The 14,212-nt window shown below is 42.9% G+C and carries 9 protein-coding genes; 7 read left to right on the top strand and 2 right to left on the bottom strand.

The window, feature by feature from the left end:
- Positions 1–1,020: a 23S rRNA (adenine(1618)-N(6))-methyltransferase RlmF gene (gene rlmF, locus L4D12_RS02960; RefSeq protein WP_428446327.1), complete on the bottom strand. Its 1,020-nt coding sequence runs from the start codon at positions 1,018–1,020 to the stop codon at positions 1–3.
- A gap of 413 nt (positions 1,021–1,433) precedes the next feature.
- Here rlmF and L4D12_RS02965 point away from each other — a divergent pair, with 413 nt between their 5' ends.
- Genes L4D12_RS02965 through pelG form a run of 7 tightly spaced genes read left to right on the top strand, consistent with a single transcriptional unit; the run spans position 1,434 to position 13,347 of the window.
- Positions 1,434–4,046, top strand: coding sequence for a bifunctional glycoside hydrolase/polysaccharide deacetylase family protein (locus L4D12_RS02965; RefSeq protein WP_428446328.1), 2,613 nt, complete (start codon positions 1,434–1,436; stop codon positions 4,044–4,046).
- Between the two features lie 49 nt (positions 4,047–4,095).
- On the top strand, positions 4,096–7,599 hold the full coding sequence (locus tag L4D12_RS02970; RefSeq protein ID WP_428446329.1) for a tetratricopeptide repeat protein: 3,504 nt from the start codon (positions 4,096–4,098) through the stop codon (positions 7,597–7,599).
- 14 nt (positions 7,600–7,613) lie between these two features.
- Positions 7,614–8,135 (top strand): hypothetical protein, encoded by a 522-nt coding sequence (locus tag L4D12_RS02975; RefSeq protein ID WP_428446330.1) that lies wholly within the window; start codon positions 7,614–7,616, stop codon positions 8,133–8,135.
- A 39-nt stretch (positions 8,136–8,174) separates the two neighbouring features.
- Positions 8,175–9,521, top strand: a complete 1,347-nt coding sequence (locus L4D12_RS02980; RefSeq protein ID WP_428446331.1) for a PelD GGDEF domain-containing protein — start codon at positions 8,175–8,177, stop codon at positions 9,519–9,521.
- Positions 9,484–10,452, top strand: a complete 969-nt coding sequence (locus L4D12_RS02985; RefSeq protein WP_428446332.1) for a HEAT repeat domain-containing protein — start codon at positions 9,484–9,486, stop codon at positions 10,450–10,452. Before L4D12_RS02980 ends, L4D12_RS02985 begins: the two co-directional genes overlap by 38 nt.
- Positions 10,449–11,993 carry a GT4 family glycosyltransferase PelF gene (gene pelF / locus L4D12_RS02990; protein WP_428446333.1) on the top strand — a complete coding sequence of 515 codons (1,545 nt, stop codon included), beginning with the start codon at positions 10,449–10,451 and terminating at the stop codon, positions 11,991–11,993. Before L4D12_RS02985 ends, pelF begins: the two co-directional genes overlap by 4 nt.
- Positions 11,974–13,347 carry an exopolysaccharide Pel transporter PelG gene (gene pelG / locus L4D12_RS02995; protein WP_428446334.1) on the top strand — a complete coding sequence of 458 codons (1,374 nt, stop codon included), beginning with the start codon at positions 11,974–11,976 and terminating at the stop codon, positions 13,345–13,347. The genes pelF and pelG overlap by 20 nt, the downstream gene beginning before the upstream one ends.
- An 86-nt stretch (positions 13,348–13,433) precedes the next feature.
- On the opposite strand, the gene L4D12_RS03000 is transcribed toward pelG, so the two are convergent.
- Entirely contained in the window at positions 13,434–14,207 is a 774-nt protein-coding gene (locus L4D12_RS03000) for a slipin family protein (RefSeq protein WP_428446335.1), read from the bottom strand.
- Between the last annotated feature and the right edge of the window lie 5 nt (positions 14,208–14,212).

The raw sequence follows: 14,212 nt of genomic DNA on the forward strand, positions 1-14,212 counted from the left end.
TTACTGTGTCCAGCGCTCCTCACGCCACTCAGCTTGTTGTTCCTCGGTCAAGAAGGTCCACGCAACAACGCGCGTTACCTTCTGGCCTTGCGCCATATCAATGGTTTTGACCTGCACTGCACCGACTTTCTTCAATTGCTGATAAATAGCCGCCAGATTTTCTTTTTTCGAAACTAATGTCGTAAACCAAAAACACTGGGAAGCCACGTCTGCACTCTGATTAATCATCCGCTTAATAAAGGCAATTTCACCACCTGGACACCACAATTCAGCGTTCTGGCCGCCAAAGTTCAGCACGGGCTGCTTACCTTGCATTGATTGCACGTCGTTCGCTTTAGAGGCAGCTTTAGTGCCTTTCTTCTGAGCATTTGCTGCCAGATTTTTCACTTTACGCGCACTGCCAGCGGTAGCTTCTTCAAGCGAAGCGTGGAATGGTGGGTTGCACAATGTAAAATCAAACAAATCATCCGCATTGATCATGCCAGTGAAAATATGATCCGGGTTTTTCTGCAAACGGTACTGCACTGCACCAGATAACGATTTATTCGCTTCAACAATGAATTTCGCTGACTTCACCGCCAGCGCATCAATCTCTGATGCAACAAAACGCCAGCCATATGCACGATGACCCACAATCGGATAAACACAATTTGCACCTGCACCGATATCCAAGCCACGAACCTGTTTACCTTTAGGGATCACCCCTTCATTTGAATCCGCTAAAAGATCGGCCAGATAATGCAGATAATCGGCACGTCCAGGGATCGGCGGGCACAGGTAGCCAGCAGGAATATCCCAGTACTGTACATTATAAAAATGATTCAATAACGCACGGTTTAGCGTCTTAACGGCTTCAGGGTTATTAAAGTCAACAGATAAGTCACCAAAACGGTTCTTAGCCACAAGGGGGGCTAATGCCGGACAACTTTTTGTCAGTGCATCAAAGTCATAACGCTCACGATGTGGGTTACGTGGATGAAGCCCTTTTTTCGGTGCCTGTGGCTTATTTTTTATGGTCATTTCATTATCACTGTTATCAAGTAGACCAGTCTATTCAACCAGACTGTCAAATCGGACGCTATCTTACGCGAGTCATCCTCGCAATTCAGTACAATATTCACTCTTGCGCTCGACTTTTGATATACACAAAGATATTTATATTCAAATCCGGCATATGTTTTTGTTGGCCCTGTCTTATTTTTTAAAAAATAAGATGAAAAATCAGGCATTTTCATCATCTTATATTTACTCTTAATTGTAACAAGTAAAGAATAGATACCTTACAGAGATTGACTTTAAGGGTTGGTATGAAATCAAAATATGCACACAGTATACTTTGCGCACTCTTAGTACTTATAAGCACCAGCTCGTGGGCCGCAACCCCTAAATCCATCGCTTTTTACTATAACAATGTTGACTCTGTCAGAGAGCTGATGGATTACGATCGCGTTGTTGTGACGCCGTCACTCATCACTAAAAAACAAATTCGCACATTACACGATGCTGGTACGTCAGTCTTTGCGTATCTGAGTGTTGGAGAGTTCGATGGTGAACAACTACCAACATCACTGGTTAATTACTCGCCAGTAAAAAATACCAACTGGTCTAGTCATGTGATGGATCTCACCGCTCAACCATGGCAACAGTACTTACAAACGCAAACCAGCAACATTATGAGTAAAGGGTTTGATGGATTATTTCTTGATACGCTTGACAGTTACACACTCTTTGCGAAAAAACCATTAGCCCAAGCGCATGAACAACAAGCCCTCGCACAAATTTTAACGTCTCTAAATAATGCGCCATCCCAGCCCAAATTAATTTTTAATCGTGGATTTGAAGTACTGGATAAACTCACCTTCAAACCACATGCAGTGGTTGCCGAGTCGCTATACCACAAATACGATCCACAAAATAACACTTACCACCCTGTCTCTGCGGATGATAGAGCTTGGCTAAGAGCTCAGCTAGATGATGTACAGAAAAAAGAGATTGAAGCGATTGTTATCGATTATATTCCCGCTTCTGACAGAGCAGCGCAGATACAAGATGCAAAACAAATCATCCAAGACGGATACACGCCCTACGTCAGTGACGGAATGCTCTATGAGTTTGGAGTTAGTACTATCGTTCCGGTTGCCAAGCGAGTACTGGGATTTTATGACGGTCAGTTCGGTGGTCTAACTATTTCACAATGCCACCGAATGATGGCAATGCCAATAGAGTATTTAGGTTACGTTCCTGACTGTGTCGATATCAGAACGACCAACTACAACAATATTGATATCAGTCGTTATGCTGCGGCTTTCTTTTGGTTAGAGCCCACTTCATACCAACGTACACCCGCACTGCAACCATGGATAAAAACGGCACTAAATCAGCTGCCATTGCTTTTCATCAACACCTTACCAACCGATCAAGCTATCTTAAATGAGCTTGGTATTGCGGAAGCTGGACAACTATCTGGAAAAATGTCACAAACAACCGGTAATAGCTGGACAAAAGGTTACTACCCTGCATCCTTCAGCCAATTTGAAAAACAAGAGGCATGGAAGTCAACTAAATCTGATGTCATTCCACTGATCACAATTACAGATCAGCACAACCAATCAGGATCTTTATTATTCAAAGCCCCTTGGGGTGGCGCCATTTTAGCACCATACCCTATCAAGAGCCTTGCGAACGATACCGAAGCCTGGATTATCAACCCTTTTAAACTGATTGATGAAACGCTGGCATTACCAACACTTCCTGCAGCAGATGCGACGACGGAATCAGGACTACGTATTTTTACCAGCCATGTAGATGGTGATGGTTTTCCATCAAAAGCATGGTTTCCCGGCAAACCATACACCGCAGAGGTACTGTATGAGCATATATTCAAAAAATATGCACTACCGCAGACAGTTTCCGTTATCGAAGGAGAAGTAGGTAAACGAGGGCTCTACCCTGAGCAAAGTCCAGCGATGGAAGCGATTGCGAGAAAAATCTTCGCACTGCCTAACATTGAAATTGCATCACATACCTTCAGCCACCCTTTTTTTTGGGATAAATCTAAAACTGTAAAAGAAAAAAAATACGGCGATAACCTCCCAATCCCTGGCTACACCGTGGACTACGACAACGAAATTATTGGCAGTATTAATTACATTAATAATAATTTGGCACCTAAAAACAAAAAAGCGAATCTCATCCTATGGTCCGGTAACGCCGATCCAAAAGAAGATGTATTAGACATCGCCGAGCAAGCCGGCCTCTTAAATGTGAATGGCGGCAATACCTATGTCGTAAGCGGAAACAGCAGTTTTACCCAAGTATCGCCAACGATCGTTTGGCATCCCACAGCTGTACAGGTGTACGCTCCCGTCTTGAATGAAAATCTCTATACTAACCTTTGGACTGAACACCATGATGGTTATGGTCGTTCTGTTGAGACATTCAACATCCTTGGTAATCCGCGTCGTTTAAAAAGTATTAGTATTTACTACCATATGTATTCAGGCGCTTATCCTGCCTCTTTGAAAGGATTACAAAAAGCTTATGACTGGGCACTCACCCAAAAAATAACGCCATTATACTTAAGTGAATATGCGAAACGAGCCAGAACACTTTACGAGACAGGCTTGGCGAAAACATTGGATGGGCAATGGTTAATCACTAGTTCTGGCATCCGTAGTATTCGTCTGCCTCATTCACTTGGCTACCCTAGTAATCAAAATATCGCAGGTTGGAACAATGGCCCTGATGGTAAATATTTGATTTTGACACAGCCTCGGACTGTTCTAGCCACATCAACGAAACCCATGACATCCTTACGACTAAAGAGTGCTAATGGTCAACTAGAAAAATGGCACATTAACGATAAAAACATCACATGGGAAATTAACAGCCATGTACCACTAAAAATGGAAATTGCAGGGGCTACAACATGTAGTGTGGTATCAGGCGAGGCATTAAAGATCAAATATACGGGTAAAAACACTGTTAGTCTTAAATCTAACCGCTCTGGGCACCTTGTTGGCAAACTACACTGTTCAACACGTTAATTTGTTACAAACAATAAACAAAACTAGAATAAGGATGACACTCTAGCTCATGGTGAACAATAAAAAGCCTAGAATCCGCCTAATCAATAAGTTGACGCTGGTGGTATTAACACTGACGTCTCTTTGGGCGTTGTGGCTTGTCGCTCCAACAAAAACCATGCTCATTCAGTTGATCGCACGCTCTGCATCACCTGAAGTCTCATTAGCGTTTCTGCAACAACTTAATGTTAACGATCCAAATAATCGACACATTATCCTTCAGATGATTCGAAACTATGCAGAGCTGGGCGATTTTAACAAAGCGAACCAACTTATCCCTGCTCTTTTAGCGCATAGCGATGAGAATACAGACTGGGACACGATGGATTTTTATCTGTCCTTGCTACTTAAAGAGCGCTTTCAGCAAGATCCTGTGATTAAAAAACACGCTGCAAAAGAAATTAATGTACTGTTCAGTAGCATTACGGTAATCCCAGATGCAATTTTCGCCCGACAATTTGCTGATGCTGCTATCGCGTTATCAATGCCTAAACAAGCATTTGACTTTCTTTACCCCCACCGACACAGCACACAAACCAATGCCCAAGAATTAGTCTCATTAGCGCTGCAAAGTGCTAACTACAAACAAGCGATGGCGATCCAGCTGGATGAGTTCCATCACGATGAGACCATTGCGCAAGCCGATGCGTTATTTGCCCTTCTAGTAAAAACATATCAACCCCAACGAAGCCGTGAATTCTTACAAAACTACGATGGTCCTCTCCATGATACTCCCGATTTTTTAAAAGCATCAATTGGTCATTCAAAGCTGATGGGGAACCAGGATATAGTATTAAAGCAATCCACAAAACTTCTCTCCGTCCAGCCTGACAGCCAATTATTTGTTGATACGAGTAAAATTGCTATTGCACTAGGCGAAATTAACCTGGCTAAAAAGTTACTTCTAGATGCACAAGCCTTTAAACCTCAATCGCAAAATTTACAAATGTTACATGATATCTACCGCTGGCAAGGTGACATCACAGAAGCACAGGCTGCCAGCATCCAGTTGCTGAAAAGCCACCCAACAGAAATGCAAATTCGAGATGGTATTGATGAATCCAGTGCTTTAGGTGATATTTATTATGAAGGTATTTTCTACCGGGCATTAGCGAAACAAGACCATATTCAACCTTCAGAATACACTCGCTGGTTAAATGCACTAGAAAAAGCAGAAGGTACTGATGAAGCTTTATTAAGTGTGCAGCAACTGATGGAAAAACGCCCTCATGATAGTGCCCTTATCAGTAACCTCGCTCGCTTATACGACTATAAAAGCGATTATCCGGCGATAATTAATGAATGGAAAAAGCTAAAAGTACTGCGTGACCCTACTTTCAACGAAGCGACACGAATTGCCAATGCCTACATTATGACCAATCAGCCACGGTTGGCATTGAATGTACTCACTCAGCCTAAAAACTGGCTCAACGCGGATAATGATTACCTTGAAGAAGTCTCTTCACTCGCGTGGGATACAAGCAACCGTGAAATTTCTGAGCAAATTCAGCAACAGCTTGTGAATCGGTCAGACAGAAGTCTGGATGTGTACCGGTACATCAGCATCATGACCCCACTGACCGACAACGATATTGATCACATAATACAGCTATACCGCAATACTGGTGAGTTGCCACTATTACTCGCCGCAATTCGTGCGGCTTATGATGCAAAAAATATCGAGCAAGCGAGAAAACTATTGAATATTGCCAGTGATAATCCTGTACTGGCGAAAAATATAGAAGTGATGATGTACCAGGCACAGCTTGCTCAATTAGATAATCAACACAAAAGAGCCAAACAACTGTACTTGGCCATTTTACAACAAGATCCCAACCAACAACAGGCAGCCAACAATCTTCTATGGATAGCAATAGAGGAAAATGACACGGCCCAACTAAAGAAATTATATAACCAATATAAAGTCCAATATGCGGGTAATCATGATTTCTGGTTAGCTTTTGCTAGCGCAAGCCAACAGCTCGGTAATTATAGAGATGCTGATATTTGGTATAACCAGCTTTTAAAACCTGAGAGCACTCCAGATGCATCCATCGTTCTCAACTACGCCTCTTTGTTGGAACAGCAAGGACAAGCAGAAAAAGCGTATAGATTACGTCGTTATATTGCATCGAGGATGAGCAAATCCTTACTCGCGTTACCCGATGGGGATGTCAGTTACCGATCTCTTGTCGCCCTCTTTATGGGTGATAAATTTGCTCGTCAAATGATTGAAATAGAAGCATTCGAACACCCTAGCGCTGCACGTACAGCTGAACTATTTCAACACTATCTGGCAAGCAATCAAGTAGACAACATCATCACCTGGCAACAACGTACAGCTCTTGGTCATTACCAACTCCCCGATTGGGAGCAGCTTTCTCTCGCGATTCGTCAAAAAGACCAAAAACAAATCAAATCATTACTTGAGAGAGCTGTAAATCTGCCACCTGCAGATAAAAACATGGCATTGCAGTTTATTGGACAGCATCAACAAGCTTGGCAGCAAGGTCAAGAACAGCTTGGTCAGATTACCGATAAAGACACAGAGAACCAACTTCGTCGTCAGCACGTTCTTCAGCATCCGAATAAAACTCACAGTCTACGTAGTCAATTGACAGAAATAAGCCATTGGAACGTAACCCGTTTTAGTCTTGACTACTATTCGCCACATCATAATGGGTACTGGCGATTAGGCTCTGACTATCAACATGCAGGAACGCCTAAACAATTACGTGGAAACGATATCAAAAACGAATCAAGAATTCGCGGAAGTTATGCCTTTCAGCAACAAAATGCCACGTGGATAGCAGGCTTTGACCTCGCTAACGGCATGGGCGATCAACGACTCGGCATTAAAGGCGAATACCGATTTGTTATTAATGATTACTGGCAAGCAGACATAAAACTGGGATTAAACAATCACATTGAAGCCAGTGAACTACTTAACCTTGCTGGCCAAGAAAACCTAATTGGACTTAGTGCAAACTATCAACCAACTGCCAGAGAGTCTGTTGCCTTGCAACTCAATTATCATGATGTCTCAACACGATTTAATGATGATATCGGGAAAGGTTGGGATCTAAACTTACGGATGACTGAACAAGTATTTTTTGCTGACCCCGGATGGCAGCTATATGGCGATATCAGCATGCATGAGATGAATTTAAGTAATAAGCCACTCACCGGTATCAATAGCTGGAACCAAAGCGGCAATACACTCACGAGTGGTGACTTTATTGAGGACAAGTACCAACGTCTCGCCATTGGTCAAAGGCTATCGCATGGGGATCCAGGCATCCCAGGCCCCACAGTACCATCACCAAGGTATTGGTTTGACACGTCTCTTGGTTACAACGTCACCAATTCACAAATTGATGTTACAATGAGCGCTGGTTTAGGCTGGCGAATTATTGGTAATGATGAACTTTACGTCACTACTGACTGGCAAAGTCAGGATCGCAATGGCGACGAATCACTGAAACTCACACTAGGCTACTATTACAGCTTTTAACAAGGAACTCGATAATGAGAAGAATCATTTTACTTACAGGCCTATTGACATTAAGTGCTTGTACTACCTATGAGGTTCCAGAGAGCCCGGCATTTAACGCCGCTAGCACTTGGGCAATCATGCCGATGACTAATAACTCAAATACACCGCTTGCTGCAGAAAAAGTTGAACAGCTTCTCAACACTCAACTCTATGCCAAAGGGCTCAATGTTATAATGTATCCAGTGTCTGCAACCAATGACCTACAAAGCATTCTTGATACCACTGCCAAACAAAAACAAGCGCAAGCATGGTTAGCCTCTCAACCTGTTGATTATATCATTACAGGTTCAGTAGAAGAGTGGCATTACAAAAGTGGTCTTGATGGTGAGCCAGCAGTCGGTATTACACTTGAGGTCAAATCGGCCAAAAATGGCATTGCTTACTGGCGAGCATCAGGTAGCCGAGGTGGCTGGGGACGGGAAAGCGTGAGTGGCACTGGTCAAATTGTACTCGAAGAGCTACTTGATGGCCTCAATGTAACAACTAATAAATAACGTTTACTGTAAAAATGTATTGATGATTGGGAGTTGCCAATGAAAATTAACATCAACCGACAAGCATTTATCGGTTTCAAAACAGGCCATTTTGCTTGGCTTGAAACCGTCATTGTGGGCATTCTTTCGATTGTTATATGGGTACAATCCGACTCTCTGGCGGCAACCTCAACCGAGCATAACTTTTTTTGGCCACTCTTTGGCCCTCTTTTAATTGCTCTGCGCTACGGCTTTGCAAAAGGTTTTACCTGCGCGTTATTCACTACCGCCGGCCTTGCTACCGTCATGAATATGACAGGACATATTCAGTATTACCCGTTATCCTTGGCTATCGGTACAATCATGGTGGCGATGATTGCGGGTGAATTTCAAGATTACTGGCACAATATCAACGAACGCCATATCCTTGACCATAAGTATATGGCTCAAAAGCTTGACAGCTTCACGCAAAACTACCATCTGCTAAAAGTCTCTCATGATCAACTTGAACAGCGTACCGCTGGACAAACTGTCAGCTTGCGCTCAAGCATTAGTGCATTACAAAAAGTCGCCACACAGCATGCTGAACACCGACTGGAGCATCTTGGCCATCCTTTCCTGAATCTAATGGCTGAAATAGGAGGCATAGAAGTCGCTGGTATCTACAAAGTACACGGTAATACAATTTCATCTCACCCTGAAGCCATTCTGGGAGATCACCATCAACTGGTAAAAAGCGACCCGATGTTACAGGATATGCTCACAACACAAAAGTTACTCTCTCCAGCAACATTAAGAGAAGAACAAGAGCATAAATCACGCTACCAACTTTGCATCCCATTATTGGATACCCATGGGGTTATGCAAGCTGCAATCATTGCAGAAAATGCGAAATTCTTCATGCTTACACCCGCAAATGTTGCATTACTTGCATTAGTTGCCAACCATGCTGCAGATCTGTTGAGTGATGAAATCATGACACCTATACTGCAGCCTCATCAAAATGATCTATTTCTTAGCTATCTCAATCGAGCCAAATACAATAAACGCCACTATGGCGCAGACAGTTCTTTGGTCGTCTGTATTGATAGCCAAAACAAGCACAAACATGTACTCGACAGCCTCATCAATTACCGCCGAGGTGCCGATGTTTATTGGTCTTGTCAAAGTGCAAAAGGACAACCCGCATTGGCTGTATTGCTTCCCCTTACGACCGTTTATGACGCTCAAATGTACATAAATCGCCTCAAAGATCTTCTGATGGAAGCATTAGATGATGATATTCAAGATATTGATATTATTGGACCATTATCCATGGCAAAAGATAAACCAGAAATTCGCCATCTCATGAGTGAACTTGGAGCATACGATGAAGCCTTGGTTAGTTTTACAGACCATAACCTTTGAAACTATCAGCTTATATCTACTGTTCGATAAGCAGATGACAGCCGCGATGTGGATAACGTTTACTGGAACTCATGCAATTGCATGCATGAGCTTCAGTGCGCTATGTTGGATCATACTCCCTGAAAAATACAAATTCCCGATCTATAGTTCGGTGAGTTTTCTTTTCTTTTTTAACTTGTTCCTGCCGTTAATTGGCATGATCGGTACGAGCTTTTCTTTACTGGTTGCGCTCTACCTACCACGCGAACATGATGAAGTGACATGGCAAGAGTGTAAAAAAAACTCATTACCACAAAACCCAGGTGAAGTGCACCATACCCAATTTGGTGCTGGTGCATTGCGGGAGATTTTACTCTATAACAACGATCCAGAACGGCGATTATTAGCCGTCAGTGCTGTACGTAACTTACCACGTAAGCATGCTGTTCCTCTTCTACAACTGGCACTAAAAGATCTTGTCGATGATGTTCGATTACTCGCGTATGCATCACTTGAAGGAATTGAAACTCAAGTAAACATGGCTATTGCATCAGGAAAAAAACAGTTAGAGAAAAAAGCAACAGCAGCTAAAACCTATGAAGTTGCTCAGCAATACTGGGAACTATGTTACCTAGGCATAGCAGAAGGTATTCTCCGTAAACATTACCTTGAACAAGCAGAGCAGTATCTCAATCAGTCCAACAAATTAAAAGAAAGTGCTTCTGCCAATCTATTACTAGGACGGGTTCTACTTGAGCAAATGCGACCCGTAGAGGCCGTAAACCACCTCAAAAAAGCCATGGATGGTGGATTATTAGTGAAACAAGTAGCCCCCTATCTGGCCGAGGCGGCCTATATTGCTGAAGATTACCAAACTGTCCGTAAATACATTGCCTACTTCCCTGAACAGCAAGGTGGTACCCTCAGTCAAATTAAGGAGTATTGGAAGTGAGTTTTTTCAAGAAAAACACCAACAATACCGAGCCTGATGTTGATATCTGTTTATTACTAGAAGGTACCTACCCCTACGTGCGTGGTGGTGTATCGAGCTGGGTACACCAAATCATCAGTGGACTGCCAGAATATACATTTCATATTATTTTCCTTGGCGGACACCCTGACTTTTATACCAAGCCAGCCTATGACTTCCCTCAGAATGTTATCGGTTTTGAAGTACACTATTTGCTGGCGGATCAGGGCAAAATAAAACCGTCGCCACGTTCAGGGAAAACCAAACTATTCCGAGCGTGGGGGGCTTTTCTGGCATTCTTTGAAAAATCTACGCAACCAGTCCCAGATAAGTTGCTCCTTGAAGTTTCAGATTTCCTTGGGAAAAAAGGCCAGCTCACGTTGACTGATTTCCTATATAGCCGTGCATCATGGGAAGTATTAACAGAGCGTTACTATGCGTCAGCTGATAAGCATTCGTTTGTCGATTACTTTTGGACGTACCGTAATATTTACCAACCCTTGTTTATTTTATCGCAAATCTCTCAGAAGATTCCCAATGCAAAAGTATTTCACAGTGTCTCCACCGGTTACGCTGGATTTCTTGGTGCAATGGCCCACCAACGAACTCAACGCCCTTTCTTGTTGACTGAACATGGCATTTATACCAAGGAGCGCAAAATTGACCTATCACAAGCCAGTTGGATAAAAGACAACTATAGCTTGATTGATATTTCAATGCATAAGGGCATGGATTTTACACGGAAAACCTGGATTCGTTTTTTCGAGCAATTAGGGCTAACCGCTTACAGCCAAGCAGATAAAATAGTAGCGCTATTTGAAGGGAATCGACAACGTCAACATGATGATGGCGCGCCAACAGATAAAACAAAAGTCATTGTAAATGGTATTGATACAGACCGTTTTCACGCAGCCTATGAACAACGCCCTACTGAGCCACCTCTCGTTGTCGGGCTAGTTGGCCGAGTGGTACCAATTAAGGATATCAAAACATTTATTCGTACTATTCGCGGAGCCATTGAAACACTTCCAGATCTTGAAGGCTGGATCATTGGCCCTAAAGAGGAAGATAAAAACTATGTCCGGGAATGTGAGTTGTTAATTGAAAGCTTAGGGCTATCGAATAATGTCAAAATGCTAGGAAACCAAAACGTCGCCGAAATGATGCCAAAACTCGGTGTCATGATGCTAACCTCTATCAGTGAAGCCCAACCCTTAGTGTTACTGGAAGCGATGGCATCTGGGATCCCTTGTATTGCGACAGAGGTCGGTGCATGCCGCGAGATCCTTGATGGTGCATCGGGCGAAGATGCAGCATTAGGCTCTGCCGGAGAAATCATCCCAATTGCAAGCCCTCTCGACGGGGCCAAAGCCATTGTAAAAATACTTGGGGATGCGGATGCATGGCGTACTGCAGGCGATATAGGTAAAGAGCGCGTCAAGCGCTATTACGATGAAAAATCGATGTACGATGCTTATCGTAATCTTTATAAGGAGGCAATTTGTGGCCGGGATTGGATTTGAAATAAGAAAGATACTGAAAAAAAATTCATTGCTTGCAGTATTAGAGGCCTATGGGGTCGCGGGGCTGATCAGCTCAGGTCCTTGGGTACTCTCCATTCTTGCCTTGCTCACGATTGGCTTGATCAGTGTCGGAGTGGTTTTTCCGTCGTACGTCATTGTTCAGTTTCTAGTCTTAGTCACATATTTGATGGCCGGTTCGTTAATTATTAGTGGTTTATTCCAGCTACTCTTAACTCGCTATATATCAGATCTTCTCTTTAGTCAACAAGAAAAACGCATAGTGCCCAATTTACTTGGCTCCATGCTGGTCACGAGTGCTATTGCAGCGGTTGTAGGTGGCGCAATTCTCTCCTTTTGCGATACCATTGAGCCAGCAGTAAAATTGACCTTATTTACGACCCTGGTACTGCTGTGTAATCAATGGCTAATTATCATTTTTTTAAGTGGCATGAAAGAGTATTACCGCATCCTCTTGACGATGATGCTCAGTTACGGGCTAATGGTGCTCATGAGCTTAACACTGCCCTCATATGGTTTATTAGGATTGATGGCAATATTTTGTTTTTGCCAAGCCATTTTAACCTTTGCGTTCCTATTTCATATTATTCGGGATTTTCCTTCTGAGCAGCTCGTGTCTTTTGAGTTTTTGGATCATAAAAAAACGTTCTTCTCTCTGATCCTCTGTGGCTTATTCTATAACCTCGGTGTTTGGCTCGATAAGTTTGTGTTCTGGTTCCGCGATGAAACATCTCATCAGGTCATTGATTTATTTAGAGCTTCCTATATCTATGACTTACCCATTTTTATCGCCTACCTCGCTATCGTCCCCGGCATGGCTGTTTTTATGCTTCGAATGGAAACCGATTTTTCCGATGCCTGTTTGAAGTTTTATGATTCAGTTCGAGGTGGTGCAACACTTGAATCTATTCAATTGCTAAAAGACAAAATGGTAATGGCGTGCCAGCAGAGTATTTATGAAATATTCAAGGTTCAAGGGCTGACACTAGCGTTGTTAATTTTGTGGGCCGAAGACATACTGAAAGCACTCAATATTGATTTGGCTTATTTGCACTTACTGTATGTTGATTTGGTCGGTGTGAGTTTGCAAGTATTGGTAATGGCAATTCTCAATGTCATGTATTATCTGGATAAACGCTATTCAGCCCTTGCTTTAACAGCCCTCATGGCCATAGGTAACTTTGTCTTAGCTAACGTAAGTATCGAACTTGGCCCTGTTTTCTATGGTTATGGTTTTGCCGTCACCATGCTTATTACCACCATTATTGGTATGCTGATGCTCGATAACCAGTTTGATGATCTTGAATATCAAACCTTTATGCTCCAGCGCTCCTAAGCCATAAGCCTGATAATTTAGTTATCCGGATTATGGCGTTGCGAAAACCCAAGCTCTGACTTCAGGTATACATTGAACTGCTCAAATCAATTGTCACTCTTTCCCGATGACACCTTAATAAGATCAGTCACGCTATTGACCAAATCAATCGGCATCGGGAACACAACGGTGGTTGTTCTGTCATTGGCTATTTCTGTCAATGTCTGCATATAACGCAACTGTAATGCATTCGGGGATTTATTGAGAACTTCTGCCGCTTCACGCAGTTTTTCTGACGCTTCAAGCTCACCCGTTGCATGGATCACCTTTGCCCGCCGTGAGCGTTCTGCTTCAGCCTGACGAGCAAGCGCCCTAACCATGCTGTCATCCAAATCAACATGCTTAATTTCCACGTTCGCTACTTTGATCCCCCAATTATCGGTGTGCTGATCAAGTATGGTTTGAAGATCTCTATTTAATTCTTCCCGCGCTGCAAGTAATTCATCAAGCTCATGCTGACCCAATACTGAACGTAAGGTCGTTTGCGACAGCTGACTGGTGGCCTCAAGGTAGTTTTCAACATTATTGATCGCCATTTTAGGGTCAACCACACGAAAATAGACGACCGCATTGACCTTTACCGATACATTATCTCGGGTGATCAAATCCTGCGTAGGCACATCCAGTACAATAGTACGTAGATCAACTCTCACCATTTGCTGAACAATAGGAACAATAATGATCAAACCAGGCCCTTTGACTTCATAGAACCGACCCAGTAAGAAAACAACCGCTCTTTCATACTCTCGCAGCACTTTAAACATACTGGCGATAAGTACAAACACCAACACAATGATTGTCGCTAATGAATAAGTAATCATAATTG

It is taken from the genome of Photobacterium nomapromontoriensis (genome assembly GCF_050336815.1).
In the GTDB taxonomy this organism is placed as follows: domain Bacteria; phylum Pseudomonadota; class Gammaproteobacteria; order Enterobacterales; family Vibrionaceae; genus Photobacterium; species Photobacterium nomapromontoriensis.